Source organism: Haloferula sargassicola (assembly GCF_040362925.1).
Classification (GTDB): Bacteria; Verrucomicrobiota; Verrucomicrobiia; order Verrucomicrobiales; family Akkermansiaceae; genus Haloferula; species Haloferula sargassicola.
On record NZ_BAABRI010000007.1, the window covers coordinates 57,761 to 74,964 of the forward strand.

At 65.8% G+C, this 17,204-nt stretch carries 16 protein-coding genes and 1 tRNA gene; 6 read left to right on the forward strand and 11 right to left on the reverse strand.

Annotated elements, in window-relative coordinates; all coding sequences use genetic code 11:
- Window positions 1-16: 16 nt before the first annotated feature.
- The 4 genes from ABXH26_RS07300 to ABXH26_RS07315 form a co-directional block, all read right to left on the reverse strand.
- Entirely contained in the window at window positions 17-778 is a 762-nt protein-coding gene (locus tag ABXH26_RS07300) for an exodeoxyribonuclease III (RefSeq protein ID WP_353566392.1), read from the reverse strand.
- Window positions 779-863: 85 nt separating this feature from the next.
- Window positions 864-1,271: a 30S ribosomal protein S9 gene (gene rpsI / locus ABXH26_RS07305; RefSeq protein ID WP_353566393.1), complete on the reverse strand. Its 408-nt coding sequence runs from the start codon at window positions 1,269-1,271 to the stop codon at window positions 864-866.
- 27 nt (window positions 1,272-1,298) lie between these two features.
- Window positions 1,299-1,730, reverse strand: a complete 432-nt coding sequence (rplM, locus tag ABXH26_RS07310) for a 50S ribosomal protein L13 (RefSeq protein ID WP_353566539.1) — start codon at window positions 1,728-1,730, stop codon at window positions 1,299-1,301.
- 161 nt (window positions 1,731-1,891) lie between these two features.
- Window positions 1,892-2,857: a biotin--[acetyl-CoA-carboxylase] ligase gene (locus ABXH26_RS07315; protein WP_353566394.1), complete on the reverse strand. Its 966-nt coding sequence runs from the start codon at window positions 2,855-2,857 to the stop codon at window positions 1,892-1,894.
- A gap of 354 nt (window positions 2,858-3,211) precedes the next feature.
- Here ABXH26_RS07315 and ABXH26_RS07320 point away from each other — a divergent pair, with 354 nt between their 5' ends.
- Window positions 3,212-7,558, forward strand: coding sequence for a beta strand repeat-containing protein (locus ABXH26_RS07320; RefSeq protein WP_353566395.1), 4,347 nt, complete (start codon window positions 3,212-3,214; stop codon window positions 7,556-7,558).
- 137 nt (window positions 7,559-7,695) lie between these two features.
- Window positions 7,696-9,744, forward strand: a complete 2,049-nt coding sequence (locus ABXH26_RS07325) for an autotransporter outer membrane beta-barrel domain-containing protein (RefSeq protein ID WP_353566396.1) — start codon at window positions 7,696-7,698, stop codon at window positions 9,742-9,744.
- A gap of 154 nt (window positions 9,745-9,898) precedes the next feature.
- Here the strand turns inward: ABXH26_RS07325 and ABXH26_RS07330 are convergent.
- The 3 genes from ABXH26_RS07330 to ABXH26_RS07340 all read right to left on the reverse strand — a co-directional run bounded on the left by ABXH26_RS07330 (window position 9,899) and on the right by ABXH26_RS07340 (window position 11,915).
- Window positions 9,899-9,974, reverse strand: a tRNA-Phe gene (locus tag ABXH26_RS07330).
- A gap of 65 nt (window positions 9,975-10,039) precedes the next feature.
- The gene (locus tag ABXH26_RS07335) at window positions 10,040-11,074 is read right to left on the reverse strand and encodes a M28 family metallopeptidase (protein WP_353566397.1); all 1,035 of its coding nucleotides are present in this window, start codon (window positions 11,072-11,074) and stop codon (window positions 10,040-10,042) included.
- Complete coding sequence (locus ABXH26_RS07340) at window positions 11,019-11,915, reverse strand: ParB/RepB/Spo0J family partition protein (protein WP_353566398.1); 897 nt, start codon at window positions 11,913-11,915, stop codon at window positions 11,019-11,021. The genes ABXH26_RS07335 and ABXH26_RS07340 overlap by 56 nt, the downstream gene beginning before the upstream one ends.
- 118 nt (window positions 11,916-12,033) lie before the next feature.
- Between ABXH26_RS07340 and ABXH26_RS07345 the strand changes: the two genes are divergently transcribed.
- Both ABXH26_RS07345 and ABXH26_RS07350 read left to right on the forward strand, forming a co-directional pair.
- Complete coding sequence (locus tag ABXH26_RS07345; RefSeq protein ID WP_353566399.1) at window positions 12,034-12,621, forward strand: hypothetical protein; 588 nt, start codon at window positions 12,034-12,036, stop codon at window positions 12,619-12,621.
- Between the two features lie 17 nt (window positions 12,622-12,638).
- Window positions 12,639-13,205 (forward strand): SET domain-containing protein, encoded by a 567-nt coding sequence (locus ABXH26_RS07350; RefSeq protein ID WP_353566400.1) that lies wholly within the window; start codon window positions 12,639-12,641, stop codon window positions 13,203-13,205.
- Here ABXH26_RS07350 and ABXH26_RS07355 read toward each other — a convergent pair whose 3' ends face one another.
- Window positions 13,206-14,108 carry a DUF6268 family outer membrane beta-barrel protein gene (locus ABXH26_RS07355; protein WP_353566401.1) on the reverse strand — a complete coding sequence of 301 codons (903 nt, stop codon included), beginning with the start codon at window positions 14,106-14,108 and terminating at the stop codon, window positions 13,206-13,208.
- 40 nt (window positions 14,109-14,148) lie between these two features.
- On the opposite strand from ABXH26_RS07355, the gene ABXH26_RS07360 reads away from it, so the two are divergent.
- The gene (locus ABXH26_RS07360) at window positions 14,149-14,484 is read left to right on the forward strand and encodes an MGMT family protein (RefSeq protein ID WP_353566402.1); all 336 of its coding nucleotides are present in this window, start codon (window positions 14,149-14,151) and stop codon (window positions 14,482-14,484) included.
- Here the strand turns inward: ABXH26_RS07360 and ABXH26_RS07365 are convergent.
- A complete protein-coding gene (locus ABXH26_RS07365) occupies window positions 14,481-14,792 on the reverse strand; it encodes a hypothetical protein (protein WP_353566403.1) in 312 nt (103 codons plus the stop codon). The genes ABXH26_RS07360 and ABXH26_RS07365 overlap by 4 nt on opposite strands.
- A gap of 13 nt (window positions 14,793-14,805) precedes the next feature.
- On the reverse strand, window positions 14,806-15,417 hold the full coding sequence (locus ABXH26_RS07370) for a hypothetical protein (RefSeq protein ID WP_353566404.1): 612 nt from the start codon (window positions 15,415-15,417) through the stop codon (window positions 14,806-14,808).
- A gap of 174 nt (window positions 15,418-15,591) precedes the next feature.
- On the opposite strand from ABXH26_RS07370, the gene ABXH26_RS07375 reads away from it, so the two are divergent.
- On the forward strand, window positions 15,592-16,959 hold the full coding sequence (locus ABXH26_RS07375; RefSeq protein ID WP_353566405.1) for a Gfo/Idh/MocA family protein: 1,368 nt from the start codon (window positions 15,592-15,594) through the stop codon (window positions 16,957-16,959).
- Between the two features lie 40 nt (window positions 16,960-16,999).
- Here ABXH26_RS07375 and thiS read toward each other — a convergent pair whose 3' ends face one another.
- Window positions 17,000-17,203, reverse strand: a complete 204-nt coding sequence (thiS, locus tag ABXH26_RS07380) for a sulfur carrier protein ThiS (RefSeq protein ID WP_353566406.1) — start codon at window positions 17,201-17,203, stop codon at window positions 17,000-17,002.
- Between the last annotated feature and the right edge of the window lies 1 nt (window position 17,204).

Sequence of the window (17,204 nt, forward strand, 5' to 3'; positions counted from 1 at the left end):
CAGCCTTCCGGCGGCCTCAGCCCAGCTCCAAGGTCACCGGGCAATGGTCCGAGCCGGTGATTTCCGGAAGGATGGCCGCATTCTTGAGCCGCGGCTTGAGCGCCTCGGAAACGCCGAAGTAGTCGATGCGCCAGCCCACGTTGCGGCCCCGTGCCCCACCGCGGAAGCTCCACCACGAGTAGGCTTCGGTGCGGTCCGGGTGAAAATGCCGGAAGGTGTCGGTGAAGCCGGCCTCAAGCAGCGCGGAGAAGCCCGCGCGTTCCTCATCGGAAAAGCCCGCGCTGAAGCGGTTCGCCTTGGGGCGGGCGAGGTCGATCTCCTGGTGTGCCACGTTGAGATCGCCGCAGAAGATGACCGGCTTGCCCTGGGCTTCGAGCGACTTGAGGTAGCCGCGGAAGGCGATGTCCCACTCCATCCGGTACGGCAGCCGCCGTAGTTCGTTCTGGGCGTTGGGAGTGTAGACGTTGACCAGCTGGAAGTCATCGAACTCCAGCGTCAGCACCCGGCCTTCCCGATCGTGCTCGTCGAGGCCCATGCCCTGGGTCACGCGGATCGGCTCCCGGCGGGAAAAGACGGCCACGCCGGAGTAGCCGGGTTTCACCGCCGCGTTCCAGTGGGCGTGGTAGCCGGCGAATTCCAGCGGCAGCTCGACCTGCTCGGGCCGGGCCTTGGTTTCCTGGAGGCACAGGAGGTCGGGCTGGTGGGACGAGATGAAGTCGGGCAGCGTCTTGCCGAGGCAGGAGCGGATGCCGTTGACGTTCCAGGAGACGAGTTTCATGGGAGATGGGAGATGGTGGGACGGCACAAAAAAAGACCGCGGCCGGTGAGGCGCGCGGTCTTTGTAAAAGGTTTATCCGGAAGGATCAACGCTTGGAGAACTGGAAGCGCTTGCGGGCACCGGGACGGCCGGCCTTCTTGCGCTCCTTCATGCGGGGATCGCGGCGGAGGAAGCCGTGGGGCTTGAGCTCCTTGCGCAGCTCGGCGTCGGAGATCGTCAGCGCGCGGGCGATGCCGAGGCGGATGGCACCGGCCTGGGCCTGGAGGCCGCTGCCCTTGACCGAGACGTTGACGTCGTAGCGGTTGGTGGCGTTGACGGTCTGGAGCGGGGCCAGCACCGTGTTCTGAAGCTGGAGGGTCGCCAGGTAGTCTTCGAAGGGGCGGCCATTGATGGTGATGGTGCCGGAGCCTTCGGTGAGGGTGACGCGTGCGACGGCGGTCTTGCGACGGCCGGTGGCGGAGAGAACGGGAGTGGCTGCTGCTGCTGCGCTCATGGGAAAATTAGGATGGGAGTTTCAGGCTCAGGCGACCTCGTAGGCTTCCGGCTGCTGGGCTTCGTGCGGGTGGCTGGCACCGGCGTAGACCTTGAGCTTGCCGAACTGGGCGCGGCCGAGGCGGTTCTTGGGGATCATGCCCCACACGGCGCGCTCGACAAGGAGCACCGGGCGGCGCTTGCGCACCATGCGCGGGGTTTCCACTTTCTGGCCACCGACGTAGCCGGTGAAGCGGGTGTAGATCTTCTCGCGCTCCTTGTTGCCGGTCAGGCGGACCTTGTCGGCGTTGATCACCACGACGAAGTCGCCGGTGTCGATGTGCGGCGTGAAAATGGCCTTGTGCTTGCCACGCAGGAGGCGGGCGGCCTCAACGGCGACTTGGCCGAGCACTTTGTTTTCGGCATCGATCACATACCACTTGCGATCGACGTCGGTCGGTTTGGCGGAAAAGGTCTTCATGTCGTTGGCGTCGGCTTCCACGGATTCTGCCGGGCGGTGCGGGCCCCGGGTGCGGAAGGGCGGGCAAGCTATGGAGCGGCCCACAGGGTGTCAATCGGAAATCCGACAAGCGTCGAGGGAATTTTGCAGGCCCCGTCCGCCTCGTGGTTCGGGCCGGATTTTCAGCTCCTGCGCCGCGTCATGTGCTGCCGGATGTCGGTCTCAAAAGCCAGCCTTCCCCGCCCGATCGCCTCCGCCGTGCCCGAAACGCGCAGGTGGAGGTCGGGCAGCACGTCCTCCAGCGTCCCCGCGGCCAGGGGCGGGCGGCGCAGGGGATCGCCGGGCTCATCGGCCCAGACCCGGACCGGCCGCCCGATGCCGTGGCAGTGCTGGCGGTAGCGCTCATGGATCGGCTCGCAACCATCGTGCTCCAGGCGCTCGAAGGCGCGGTCGAGGCCGTCCAGCAGCTCGCGGGCGACGATGCCGACGGCCGGTGGCTCGATCCACTCGGCCACGCAGGTGGTGCCGGGGACGAAGACATCGGGCTCGATCTCCGGTGCCACCGCGAGGTTGAGTCCGATGCCGAAAAGGCAGTCCTCGAACCGTGACCCGCGGATGGCGCTGGAGGCCAGCACGCCGCCGATTTTCCGGCCATCCACCACCAGATCGTTGACCCACTTGATTTCCGGCCGAACCGGGAGGCGGCCGGACAGCCAGTCGGCGACCACGACCGAGGGCAGCATCGACAGCCCGGCTCCCACCTGGGAGATCGGCAGCGGCCGGCGGAGCAGCACGCTCATGTGCAGGTTTCCGGAAATCGCCGCCCAGGATCGATCGCGGTGGCCGCGCAGGCCCTCGCCGCTGCCGCTGACCACGACCAGCTGTGAGGGCAACCGGGCCCCGGCGGCGAGGGCCCTGCGGATCGACTCATAGGGCGAGCGGCCGGCATGCCCGAGGTGGATGAGGACCCGCGGATCATCCGCCGAGCCGGTCCGCGCCAGAAAGGCCGGGATTTCACCGAGCTCCAGGGCCTGCCAGGCAGCCACCACGGGAATCGGCGGCGGCTCGGCCGCGGGGGAGGGCGGGTCGAGATCGAACACCCGGCGCAGCCTTTCAGGATCATCGCCCAGCCACCACATCGGCCTCATCCAGGCAGCGCGGCAGGCGGAGTCAAGTCTCCCTCGGGTGAGAAAAGATGGCGGGTTTCGCGCACCAACTCCGCCTTGTCTTTATGAAGCCGGAGACTTTCGACCCCTCGGAAACCGAGGGACGTGGCCTGCCGGCCATCGGGTTGGATTGCAGGGCCCGCCGACCACTGATCCGGGTTTTGCGGTGGTCGTGGGGCCCGGCCGGACAACCGGGGCCCTGGCGGGCTCCGGTTGTCTCATTCCGGGCGGAAAGAACCACTTTTTTTGGCGGGTGACGGCGGAACTTTCCGCACGACTTGGATGGAGCCCTTCCCAAGTCAAACCCTCTGGCTCCGACCCAACCCACTGTACTTCATGAAAACCCACGGACTCTCCGTTTCCACGGCGACCTCACGCCGGTCCCTCCTCACCACCGCCGCCACCACCACCCTCCTCCTTGCCGGCTCCGCGATCATTTCCCCGGTGAACGCCGACCAGTTTTGGGACGGGGATGCCGGCATCGACTGGAACACGCCCGCCAACTGGACCAATGACACCCTTCCCGCGGCTCAGTGGGCGGTGATCAACATCCCCGGGCCGAACGTCGCCACCATCCTCGCGGACAGCGTTTTCACGCCGAGCGACATCATCATCGGCAATGGCGCCGCGGGCCGGCTCGACCACCGCGCCGGCACCGCCTCGACCGGCCCCGGAAACTGGTTCTCGGTCGGCTTCAACGGCGCCGGCTCCGGCGGCGTGGGGACCTACAACCTCGCCGACACGGCCGCGACCGGCGGCACCTTGACCGGCTTCGGCACCGGCTCGGGCAGCATGACCGCCCAGAGCAATTTCATGATCGGGCGCACGGGCGGCATGGGCACCGTCAACGTCAACACGACCGGCGCGCTGAACATCTCCGCCGACCTGCGGATCGTCGATGACGGAAACAACAGCTCCGGCGTCTTCAACCTCGACGCGGGCACGGTCAGCGTGGGCGGCAGCGTCCAGCTCTCCAAGGTTTCCGGCGGCACCGGCGAGTTGAATATCGGAGGCGGCGCCCTGAGCTGCCGCGAGCTGCGCGTCGGCTACAACGGCGCCACCGGCACGGTCAACCTGACCGGCGGCAGCATCACCACCAACAACTGGACGACCTTTGGCGGCGGCGGATCCACCGGGAACCTCAACATCTCCGGCGGTACCTTCACTTCGAACAACGACGCCCTGATCATCGGCGACAACGGCACCAGCACCTTCGAGCAAACCGGCGGCGATCTGGTGGTGAACGGTGAATTGATGGTCGGCCAGGGCTCCGGCAACGGCACCGAAAACTTCAGCGCCGGCACGATGAAGACCAACAACTGGGTCTCGATCGGTCGCCAGGGCGGCACCGGAGCCTTCACCATGAGCGGCGGCACCTGGAATCATACCGCCGGCGGCCAGCACATCGTGGTGGGTGCCACCGGTCCCGGCACCCTCAACCTGACGGGCGGTCAGTTGAACCTCGCCACGGCCGGTCTGGAAGTAGGCGAAAACAACACCGCCGAAGTGAACGTTTCCGGCAGCGCCGAAATCTCGGCCGGCGCCATCCGGGTCGGGCTCAACAACGGGGCCTCGGGCGTTCTTTCGCTCGATGGCGGCACGATCCGCACGCATCGTCTCTCCGGTCAAAACCGCGGCGGCAGCCCCGGCGAAGGCACCAGCGAGGTGCACTTCAACGGCACCCAGCTCATCGCCACCGCCGATGATCCCGGTTTCCTCACCAGCATCGACACCGCGGAAATCGAGGCGGGCGGGCTGCTGATCGACACCGACGGCTATGTCGTGTCCGGTGACCAGGACCTGACCGGTGCCGGCGGCGTCGTGAAGTCCGGCGAAGGCTCGGCCAGCCTGCTCGGCGTCCTTGAATACACGGGCGACAACCTGATCGAGGCCGGGAAACTGGTGCTGCCGAACGATTCCTCGGGCACCGGTGACATCCAGGTGAACGACGGTGGGTCCTTGGGGATCGCCGAGGTTCTCCGCGACTTCTCCTTCAGCCCGACGGATGTCACCTTCGACGCCGCTTCGTCACTCGATTTCAACTACAACGACGCCGGAGCTTCGATTTCCACCTCTCCGATGATCGACGTGACGGGAACGCTTTCGCTGGGTGGGGACCTGACGATCAACATCTCCGACCCCGATCCCAAGACCGGCATGTTGCCCTTGGTTTCGTACGCGTCGAAGACCGGTGCCGGCGACGCGGTGCTGGGATCGCTGCCGGTGAATGTGACCGCCAGTCTGCAGGACAGCGGATCCCTCATTTCGCTCAATATCACCTCGACCTCGGCGCTTGCGTGGGACGGCGATACCGCCGTGTGGAACTTTTCCGCGACCAACTGGTATGATGAGGAAACGTCTTCCGACAATGCCCCCTATGCCGATGGCCGCTGGGTGAACTTCGACGATGGGGCCACGGGAACCACCGACATCACACTCGATGTCGCGGTCAGCCCGGCGGGCGTTCTTTTTGAAAACGACCTGCTCGACTACTCCATCACCGGCACCGGTTCGATCGGCGGTGATGCACGCTTGGTCAAGCAGGGAGGCGGGAGCGTGATCCTCGGAACACCCAACACCTTCACCGGCACCACCTCCATCGAGGAGGGGGTCCTGGAAATTCTGAGCATCGCCAATGGCGGCCAGCCGAGCCCGCTCGGGCAGTCTGCTGCCGCGCCGGAAAACCTGCGCCTCGCCGGTGGTGCCCTCGTTTACAGCGGAGCTGCCGCCTCGTCCGACCGGGGTGTCCAGGTCGATGAACCCGGCAGCGCTATCGGCGTCGTCGATCAGCTCACGCTTTCCGGCACCTTCCTCAGCTCGACCGGCTCCACCCTGGCCAAGACCGGCGCCGGCAACCTCATCCTCGCGCCCACCGGTGCCAACACCTACGGCAGCACCGGATTGGGCGAGCTTGGAGGGTTCGAGGTTCAGGAAGGAACCCTCACGCTCACCGGCAGCGGCAGCCACGCAATGATGGGCCAGTTCCAGATCGGTACGGTTCCCGACGTGTCGGTGGACCTGGTGCTGGATGACGCGACGCTCACGACCAGCGATTGGTTCTCGGTCGGCCGAGGCAATGGCACCGGGGCCGTGGCCACAGTCACCGCCACCGACTCGGACATCACCACCACCAACTTTGTGACCGGCTACCAAGGTGCCAACACGGTCAATGAGTGCAGCCAGATCGTCACCCTGAACGGGACCACCACATGGGAGACCACTGATCTCTTCCGCCTCGGCGAAAGCGCGGGATCGACCTCGGTGATGACGCTCAACGACAGTTCCGCCTTCCTCGTTTCCGGCACCAACGACGTGCAGTTTGGCTTGGTCGGCAGCGGCACCCTCAATATCAACGACTCGGCGTCCTTCCGCTCCTCCGGTTGGTTGTCTCTCGGCCGCTACGACGTGGCCGCGATCGGCACGATCAACGTCAATGGCGGCGTGCTGGAGAACATCAATCCCGCGCGTCATATCATCGTCGGGGAGTCGGGCATCGGTGTGCTGAACATCGCCGGCGGCAGCGTGTCCGACGTGGGCGACCAGACCAACCTCGGCCAATTCGCCGACGCCGACGGGACCATCAACCTCATGGCCGGCGGAACGATGACCACCCACCGTCTCTTCGGGGGCGAGGGAGCGAGCGCCTTCCACTTCGATGGAGGCACGCTGGTGGCTGGGGCCGCGAATGGTGATTTCCTCACGGTGGACACCGCCACCGTCAGCGCCAACGGCGGCACCATCGATACCAATGGCTTCGATGTCACCGTCGCCCAGGTCTTCAGTGGTGAGGGCGGTTTGACCAAAACCGGCGTCGGAACCCTGACGCTCGATGGAGCCAGCGCCATGGCCGGCACCACCGTGGTCAGCCAAGGCGTGCTCGGCGGAAACGGCAGCCTGTCCGGCGGCCTGCAGGTCGATGCCGGCGCGAGCGTGAACCCGGGAAGCTCGGCGGGAACGCTGGCCGCGGGCAACACCGTGATCGCGGGCACCTATCGCTGCGAAATCGATGGCAGCGCGGCCGACCGCCTCAATGTCACCGGCACGCTGACGGTCACCGGCGCCACCCTCGATTTCGACGAACTCTCCGCGCCGACCGGACCCGTCTACGTGATCGCCAGTTATACCAGCCTCGTCGGCACCTTCAGTGAAGTCGATGTTCCGGCCGGTTACTCGGTGGACTACCATTACCAAGGCGCGAACCAGATCGCTCTGGTCGGCGGCGGTGCCACTCCCTACGACACTTGGGCGGCTTCCTTCGGCCTGAATCCGGCCACCGATGGCGCCATCGGTGCCGATCCGGATGGCGACGGGCAGCCCAACAACATCGAGTTCGGCTTCGGCGGTGATCCGACCGATGGTGGCAGCAATGCGCTGATCTTCGCCCTCCAGGCCGACAGCGACGACGCGGGGACCGAGCCGGAACTGGTGATGACCGTCGCGGTCCGCTCCGGCACGCCCGCCTTCACGGCCGGCAATCCGGCGACGGCATCCGTCGAGGGCTTCACCTACTCGGTTGAAGGGAGCGCGGCGCTCAGCGCGTTCGATATCGGCGTGACGCCGATCGCTCCGGTCACCACGGGCCTGCCCACCGCACCCTCGGGCTACGAATACCGCAGCTTCCGTCTGGATGGATCCGACGGCCTGCCAAGCCGTGGCTTCCTGCGGGCGACCATCAATCCCTGAACCACGCCACCGAAGACTCGCCGCCGGGGAATGCATGTCTTTCCCTGGCGGATTCTTCGGCCGTCTTCCGCATATCTCTTCATGAGGGTGAAAACCGGCGTTGTCCCGGGTTTTCACCGCCCCAACCCAAACGACCGATGAAAACCCCCGCCTTCCCTGAAAACTCCCTCACCTCCCGACATAACTTGCTGAGAACCGCCGCTTCGTGCGGTCTCGGCGTGGCCGGAGCGCTCACCGCCCTGCTTTCCCTCCCGGCCCAGGCCGACGAGTCGTGGGACGGCGAGGCCGACTCCGACTGGAACAACCCCACCAACTGGACCCACGACACCTTTCCCGGCGGCTGGGCCATTCTCAACTCCACCGGGCCGAACATCCCGACGATCTCGGCGGACAGCGTATTTACGCCGTCCGACATCCAGGTCGGGATGGACGTCGCCGGACGCCTCGACCACACCGCCGGCACCGCCCAGACCGGAGCGGGAAACTGGATGACGGTCGGCTTCAACGCCGGTGGCATCGGCACCTACAACCTGGCCGACACCGCGGCCAGCGGCGGCACCCTGACCACCTTCGGAACCGGCGACGGCACGATGAACGTGAACAGCAACCTGATGATCGGGCGGGGGGGCGGCACGGGCGTGGTCAACGTCAACACCAACGGGTCGCTGAACATTTCCTCCGACCTGCGGATCACCGACTCCGGTGACAACAGCCGGGGGACCCTGAACATCGACGCCGGAGCAGTCAACGTGACCGGCAACATCCAGCTCGCCAAAGTCAGCGGCGGCACCGGCGTCATCAACGTCGGCGGGGGCAGCCTCAGCGGCACCGAGCTGCGGGTCGGCTACGGCAGCAGCACCGGCACGGTGAATCTCAGTGCGGGCTCCATCTCGACCAATGGCTGGACCACCTTCGGCGGTAGCGGCGCGAGCGGAAACCTCAACGTCTCCGGCGGCACCTTCACCCAGAACGGGGCCGCCCTGATCATCGGTGATGGCGGCAGCGGATCGCTCGGCCAGACCGGCGGCAGTCTGGTCGTGAACGGCGAGCTGATGGTCGGGCAGGGCGGAGGAAACGCCACGCAGACCTTCGGGGCCGGCACGCTCACCACCAACAGCTGGGTTTCGGTCGGACGCCAGAACGGCACCGGAATCGTGAACATGACCGGCGGCACGTGGAACCACAATGCCGCCACCCAGCACCTCGTGATCGGCGCCACGGGCACCGGAACCGTCAACCAATCGGGTGGACTGATCAACGTCGCCACCGCCGCCCTCGAGGTGGCCGAAAACGGAACCGGAGCGTTGACGCTCTCGAATACCGCGGAGCTTCGGGCCGGGGTCGTCCGGGTGGGTTTGAATGCGGGCGCGACGGGTACCACCCGCCTGAATGGCGGCACGCTGCGTACCCACCAGATCTCCGGCTTGAACCGGGAGGGGACCGCCGGCGCGGGCTCCAGCAACGTGTATTTCAACGGCACCCAGATCGTCGCCTCGGGAAATGACAGCGGCTTCATCACTGCGCTCGATACCGCCGAGATCCAGGCCGGCGGTCTCAAGGTCGATAGCAACGGCTTCGACCTGAGCTCCGACCAGGTCTTCACCGGCACCGGCGATCTGGTGAAGAGCGGAGCCGGCAGCCTGTCGCTCAACGGTGACTCCAACTTTGCCGGAACGGTGCTGGTTTCCGCCGGCAGCCTCTATGTCAACGGCGCGCTCGGTGGCACCACCTCGACCAACGTGATGGGCGACGCCGTCATCGGCGGCAACGGCATCCTCGCCGGCATCATCAGCGTCAGCGGCACCGTTTCTCCCGGAAACTCCGTGGGTGTTTTCGGCGCCACGGCCATGACGATCGACTCGGGCGGCATGTATCTCGTCGAAATCGACGCCAATGGCATCAATGACCGGCTCAACATCACGAACAGCCTGACCATCGACGGCATGATCCAGATTTATCTGAATTACAGCCCCTCGAGCGGCGACAGCTTCGACATTGCGGACTTCGGCAGCTTCTCGGGCACTCCGGACTTCGATTTCACCCAGGCCCCGCTGAATCCGGGCCAGAGCTGGGACACGAGCCAGTTCGCCAGCAGCGGCGTGATCTCCGTGGTGCCTGAGCCGCGCGTCCTCATGCTCGGTGTCCTCGGCTCGCTCGGCCTGCTGGCCCGCCGGAGGCGCGGCTAAGGGCTCGGAAGAGCCCCTTCGTTCCCATCACACGGCCTCCCTGTCGGCTCCTCCGGCACGGGAGGCCGGATCGTGTACGCCCACGAGGCAGAAAAACGAGGTGCGCCTTCAAGAGTGCCGCCCATTCGACGCGGGAAACGCCGGGAGATGAGGATGGTGGCTCGGGACGGGATCGAACCGCCGACACGCGGATTTTCAATCCGCTGCTCTACCAACTGAGCTACCGAGCCTTGGTGCCCTCCGGTGACGTGGGCGCGGATTTAGGGCTGTGCTCCGGTCTTTGACAACCGAAAAATCACTCTTCTTCCGCTTTCCCCGCCGGGCTGCCCGGCGAGTCCGCGAGCCCTTGGGTGGAAAGGAAATCCAGCGTCAACCGGCCGACCTTTCCGAGCATCTCCGGGCTGATGTTTTCCAAGGTGTCGCGCTCGGTGTGCCAGTAGTCGATGACGGTGAAATCGCCGATCAGGTGAAGGCAGGGAATGCCGGCCTGCTGGAGCGGCACATGGTCGTCGATGATGAGGCCGGGCGAGGGACCGAAGCCTTGCGGGAAATCGATCTCGTCGGCCGCCGCAACCACCGCCTCGCGGAACGGGGCGGGGGTGTCGGCATTGAAAAAGAGCGGGAACTTGCCGTCACCCACGATGTCGAGCACCACGCCGAAGCGCGGCCGGGCGGGGCGGGCGGAAATGCTATGAGCGTAGTACTTCGAACCGTAAAGCCCGTCGCGCGGCGTGATGTTCGGGCGCATCGCCTCCTCGCCATCGAAGAATGCGAGCTCGATGCCGTCCGCGGCGCCCGGCTCGGAATCGAGCACGCGGGCGAGTTCCAGCAGAATGCCGGTGGAGGATCCGCCGTCGTTGGCGCCGACGAAGGGGACGTCCATCTTCTTCGAGTCGATGTGGCCGCCGAGGACCACAGTGGACGGTGCTCGGTCGCCCTGGTGGCGGGCGATCAGGTTGGTGAAGGAAACGGGACCTACCGGCGTGGCCGCGCGGAAGGGCTGGCGTTGCGGCGTCCACCCGCAGGCGGTGAGCTGCTCCTCGAGGTAGCGGAGGGTCTTTTCGAAGCCCTCGCTCTCGGGTGGCCGCGGACCGATCGAGACGATGCGGGACACGTGCTGGTAGGCCTTTTCGTCGGAAAAACGATCGGACAGCCCGGCGGGCAGCGGTTTCCACGGAGCGGCGGATTCGGCCGCCGAGGGCGCGGCTTGGCCGTCCTTGCAGGAAACGAGCAGCAGCGCGATGAAGGAGAAAACGGCGAGGAATCGGAGCGGGTCAGATTTCCCCGATGCCGAGCAGTTCGAGAATCCGCTGGAGGTCGTCGTTGCCATAGTATTCAAGCTCGATCTTGCCCTTCTTGGCGCCGTGCTGGACGACCACATGGGTGGCGAAATGGTCGCGCAGCCGGTTCTGGATCGCCCGCAGGTGGGCATCCGCCTCGCTGTGGCCCGCGGCACCCGACTTGGCGGATTTCCTGGTGTCGCCCCCCCCGTTGGTGAGTTCCTGGGCCAGTTTCTCCGCAGCGCGGACGGTGAGGGATTTCTTGAGGATCTGGTCGCTGGCCAGCAGCTGCACGTCCTTGTCCTTCACCGCCAGGATGGCCTTGGCGTGGCCGACGCTGAGGCGGCTCTGGGCGACCATCACCTGGATGTCCGGGTGCAGCTCGAGGAGCCGCATGGCATTGGCCACGCTGGCGCGCGACTTGCCGACGCGGGCGCCGATTTCCTCCTGCTTCATCGAGAATTCCTTGGCCAGGCGGACGTAGCCGGCGGCCTCCTCGATCGGGTTGAGGTCCTCGCGCTGGAGGTTCTCGATGAGCGCCATTTCCAGCACGTCGCGATCGGAAGCCTCGCGCTCGATGACCGGCACGGTCTTGAGGCCGAGCTTTTTCGAGGCCCGCCAGCGGCGTTCGCCGGCGATCAGCTCGTACTTGCCATCGACCTTGCGGACGATCAGAGGCTGGATGATGCCGTGCTGGCGGATCGATTCGACCAGCTCGTCGAGCGGCGTTTCCACAAAGTGCGTCCGGGGCTGGAGCGGACTGGGGACGACGCGGTCGATCTCGACCTCGCGGGCGTGGCCGGCGCCATCGCCTTCCGCCGCCGGCGTCGGGGCGTTGTCCTGCTTCCGGATGAGGGCGCCGAGCCCTTTGCCTAGTGCCTGCTTCGACATGCGGCGGCCAAGCTGTCAAAGCCGGGACCGGTAAGCCAAGCGGATTTGTGGCGTGGCGGCGATTCCGTGGAATTCCGGCGTGCTTGACCTCGGAGAGGGGCGGGTTCATGCGTCTGGCATGAAAGTTTGGATGTGCTTCGTCTGGGTCTGGATCGCTTCGGTCGGCGTGAGCTTTTCGCAAAACGCGGCCCCGGTGGAGGTGGTGAAGTCCGCCGAGAAAGCCGTGCAGGATCTGGGTTCGGAAATCGTCAACGGCCACCATCAGGCCGCGGTCGATAGCATGTATCCGCAGTGGAAGGCGCGGATGGCCAAGCGCAGCGGCGGCATGGAGAAGCTGGAGGAAAGCCTGCGCGGCATCGGCGACCTGCTCGCCCGCAGCGGGATCAGTGTGATTTCGGTGAAAACCTACGGCGTGCCGCGCTCGCACGAGGTCTGGCCGGGCGCGGGCCAGGATGGGGCCACCGTTTACACCAAGTGGCTGGTGCTGGTGCCCACCGTGACCCGCATGCGCGTGCTGCAGGAAGGCCACCCGAAGCCGATCCTGATCGATAGCTACGGCTACCAGGTGGCGATCTCCGACAAGGGAAGCAACAACTGGAAATTCATCAACGGCTCCGATGTCGGAGTCGCGGACCTGCGGCTGATGTTCACCTCGCTGCCGGCCAACATCGAGCTGCCCGAGGTGAAGCGCGAGGAAGTGAAGTAACCCGCAAGCACACCGACATGGGCGGCAAGAAGAAGACCAGCAAGCTCGAGCAGGAGGCGAAGCTCCACAAAAAGCTGCGCAAGCTGTGGGAACGCGGACAAAGCGAGCTGTGCGAGGTGCGCGGCTCGGTGATCCACGGCCGCGGGGTTTACGCCACGCGCGACATCGCACCGGAAACGGAGATCATCGAGTACATCGGCGAGGTCATCTCCAAGGAGGAAAGCGAGCGCCGCGCCTGGGCCCAGGCCGAGCATGCGGAAAAAACCGGCGACGCCGCCGTTTACATCTTCACCCTCGACGAGAAGTGGGACATCGACGGCAACGTCCCGTGGAACACCGCCCGCCTGATCAATCACTCCTGCGAGCCGAACTGCGAAGCGTGGATCGTCGGGAAAAAAATCGTCATTTACTCGCTGACCGACATCAAGGCGGGTGACGAGCTGACCTTTGACTACGGCTTCGACATCGACTGCTACGAGGACCACCCCTGCCGCTGCGGGCGACCGGGATGCGTGGGTTACATCGTCAGCCGCGAGCAGTGGGGCGAGCTGAAGACCCGCCTGGAGTCGAAGAAGGCCGGCTGATCACCATGAGCCGACCGTCAGGCCTAGCCGCACGTAGGGGGCACCGGAGGCATCGCCGAGACCCGGCGTGATGATGTCCCGGCCGCCGGCCGAGCGGAAGCGCAGTTCGTTTCCGAAGGTGTAACCGGCGGAAAGATCGAACCACACGTCCGCGCCGAGCCGCTGGCGGTAGACCAGGCCGGCACGGGTCGAGGCGAAGTCGAGCTGCGCATCCTGGCCGGCGAACTTGGTGCTCCAGTGCCCGCCGTTGTAGGCCGCCTCCACGCCGATCGAGCGGTCCTCGCCGAAACTCCGGCGCAGCACGAAGCGCGTGCCGTAGAAGAAGGTGGTCCAGTCGTCGTTGATTTCCCAAAGAAAGGCGGGGCTGACCAGCACCGTCGGGTCATTGGTGAGGTCCGAGCCGTAAACCATCAGCCCGCCCAGCAGCGAGTCGGAGAATCGATAGCCCACCGCCACCGCGGCGGAGAGGAAGAGGTCGCGGCTGTTGAGGTCCTCGAACGACGAGTGAATGCCGGGCGTGAGCATCGCGCCGTAGATCCATCCGCTGTCGGTCTGCTTGATCAGGAAATTGTAGAGGTCCACCCGGTGCAGCGGATCCTCGAGATCGGGCGCGGCGAGCGACAGGCCGGGCGGCGCGTTTTCCAGATTGAAATGGGAGAAGTCGTAGGTCAGCGCCGGGATGTAGGTGAAGCCGCCGGGCGCATGGAATTGGCCGAGCAGCGAAAAGGCACCGACGTTGGTGAAATCCATGCTGCCGATGCCTTGGTCGAAATCCATGCCGAAGGTGTGCGTCGCCCGCAGGCTGGCGACGTTCACGTAGGCGGAAATATCCAGCTCCTCCGGTTCCATCGGGGCGGGCGGCAGGGCGGCGAATGCGGTTCCGGCGATCAGGGAGCAAATCATGGAGTGACGTATGACAAGTTCCGCTTAAGCTGGACGCAAGGTGTCGGGAAACAAGCCATCTTTATTCGCACAATCGGTCTACGACGCGCTGGGCGGAATCCCGGCCGGGAAAGTGACCACTTACAAGGAACTGGCGCGCTCCATCGGCTGCGGGTCGCCGCGGGCCGTCGGGCAGGCGCTGCGCCGGAATCCGGATGCGCCGCAGGTGCCCTGCCACCGCGTGGTCCGCACCGATGGCGACCTCGGCGGCTATCAGGGCCGGACCCGTGGCGAGTCCCTCGCGCGCAAGGAATCGCTGCTGCGCGGGGAAGGGGTGGAGTTCCTTCCGGACGGGCGGGTCGATCTCACCCGCTCGGGCCACCATTTCGGCGCCTAGCGCCCGGCCAGCTCGATCACCCAGGAAATCACGGCCGCCAGGGCACCGAGCATCAGGAACATCAGCATCAGGCTGCGCCCCTGCGCCCGGCGTTCGTTGCGAATCTCGCCGCGCGCCGCCTGCTCCTCGAAGCGGCGGTGGCGGTCGCGGTCGATCAGGTCGTCGGGCGGCGGAATCGTCGATTCCCGCTCGAGCAGCTCCAGCTCCAGCTGGCTCGGCAGGGCCTCGAGCTCGGCGATCTTTTCCTCCAGCTCGCGGCTGGCATCGGCGAGCTGGTCGAGTTCGTCGCTGGACTTCTTCCGGGCCATGGGGTGCCGCGTATCAGCGGGTGAGCCAGATCACAAGGGCGAGAGTGCCGAGTGCGATGACCGGCAGGTTGAAGGCGAGGCCGCGGAGCAGCTGCTGCTTGAACTCGCCGGACCCGCCCCGCGAGCGGCGCACGCCTTGGAAAATCGAGGCGCTGCGGGTGCGGGCGAAATGCTCGGCCGCCTGCGAATACTCGTCCTCGGCATGCTCCACGATCGCCAGGGCGCGGTCCAGCTGGCCGGAAAGCTGGTCGCGCGACCAGCCTTCGGGGTTGAGCTTTTCGATCTTCCCGAGGTGGCCAGCGAAGCACTTGCGGCACTGCTCCAGGTCGTCCATTTCCTGGCGCATCTCATAGACCTGGCGGTCGATCAGCGTCAGCGAGGACGACAGGCGCTCGGTCATCTCGACCTGCGAGCCGATCAGTTCACGGCGGCGGAAATTGAGCCGCTCGGTTTCCTGTTTGAGGCGCTCCAGCTCCTCCCTCTGCGCCTGCAGCTCTTCGAGCTGGGTCTGGGCGACCCGCAGGCGGCCTTCGACGTCGTCGCCGCCCTTGGTGGACGGGCCGTCCATTTCGAGTTGGGTATCGCGGATGCGGATGTGGTGGGTGTGCTCTTTGGTTGCGGGCATGCCTGTGGGAAAGGAGGCGGAACAGCGTCGAAGTTTTTAGGAATTCGAGGACGATCTTTCCAGCGAAATGTTCGGCTGTCCGGACAATCATCCTCCATGGCAGGAATCCCCGGAAAATACTTTGAAACGGCCTGAAAAGAATCGCGCGCGAGGGGACGTAGGAACGCCATCGCGATGAACAGCCTGAACTTCTCCCGCCGTCATTTCCTCAAGTCTTCCTCGATTGCCGCCGGCGTCGCGGCTTTTCCGAACCTGTTGCTCGGAAAATCGAAGAACGCCTCGAAGGCGCTGCAGGTCGCGGCGGTCGGCTGCGGCGGCAAGGGACGCGGCGACATCTCTGAAATCGCCAACGGCAACCAGATCATCGCCCTGTGCGACGTGGACCACGTCCGCGCCCAGGATGCCTTCAATGCTTTTCCCGATGCCAAGCGCTACTTCGACTTCCGCGAGATGCTGGCGGACATCGCGGACAAGATCGACGTGGTGACCGTTTCCACGGCCGATCACATGCACTTTCCGATCGCGCTGGAAGCCATGCGCCATGGCAAGCCGGTCTTCGTGCAGAAGCCGCTGTGCAATCGCATCTGGGAAGCCCGCGCGCTCGCCCATGTGGCGAAAAAGCAGGGCCTGATGACCGTCATGGGCAACCAGGGCGCGACCACCGCCGGCACCCGCATCCTGCGCGAATGGATCGAGGCCGGCCTGATCGGCGAAGTCACCGAAGTCCACTACTGGACCAACCGCCCGATCTGGCCGCAGGGCAAGGGCCTCGATTTCCCCACCGAACCGGTGCCGGACACCCTCAACTGGGAGGTCTGGCAGGGCTCCGTGGCCCAGCGCCGCGACTACAGCCCGCGCATCCACCCCTTCGCCTGGCGCGGTTTCTGGGACTACGGCTGCGGCGCGCTCGGCGACATCGGCTGCCACAGCTTCAACTCGGCCTTCTGGGGCCTTGATCTGAAGGGCGACTTCATCGTCGAGGCCAGCCGGGTCAGCGAGTTCGACGAGGTCACTGCGCCGAGCCGCGCGACCATCGAGTATCTGTTTCCGAAAAAAGGCCGCCGTGGCCCGGTCAAGGTGCTGTGGCAGGACGGCGTGGGCGACCCGAATACCGACAAGGACTTCATCCGTCCGCCGGGCATCCCGGACGACCTCGAACTCAACCACGAGTTCGGCCAGGTCTTCGTCGGCACCGAGGGCGTCATGTACTGCTCCGATGCCTACTGCTCGCGCCCGCCGGAGCTTTTCGACGAGAAACTCAAGAAGAAGGCCCGCACCATCAAGCCGGTCTACGAGCGCGTGAAGGGTGGCCCGACCCAGGAACTCGCCCGCGCGATCCGTGGCGAGGGCCCGAAGCCGGTCTCCAACTTCGAAGATCACGCCGGCCCGCTCACCGAGATGGTGCTGGCCGGAAACCTGGCCGTGCGCCTCGGCAAGAAGGTCGACTGGGATTCCAAGGGCATGAAGGTCCGCGGGCATCCGGAAGCCGACAAGCTCCTCCGCCGCGAATACCACGAGGGCTGGAAACCGGAAGCGGTCTGAGTTTTTTCCGAAGGGCGGGCAGCGATGCCCGCCCTTTTTCTCAGCCGCCCGCGGCGATGGTGACGATCTCGATCACCGAGCCGTCGGTGACGCTGCGCTTGGCGTGGTCGCCGGGGGGCAGGGCCTCGCGGTCCAGCTCGATGACGACCGGCTTGCCGCCGAGGCCGAGCGTTTCGAGAAGCTTCGGGACCGGCATCTCGTCGCCGGGAAGCTCGGTGGATTCGCCGTTGAGGGTGATGGTCATC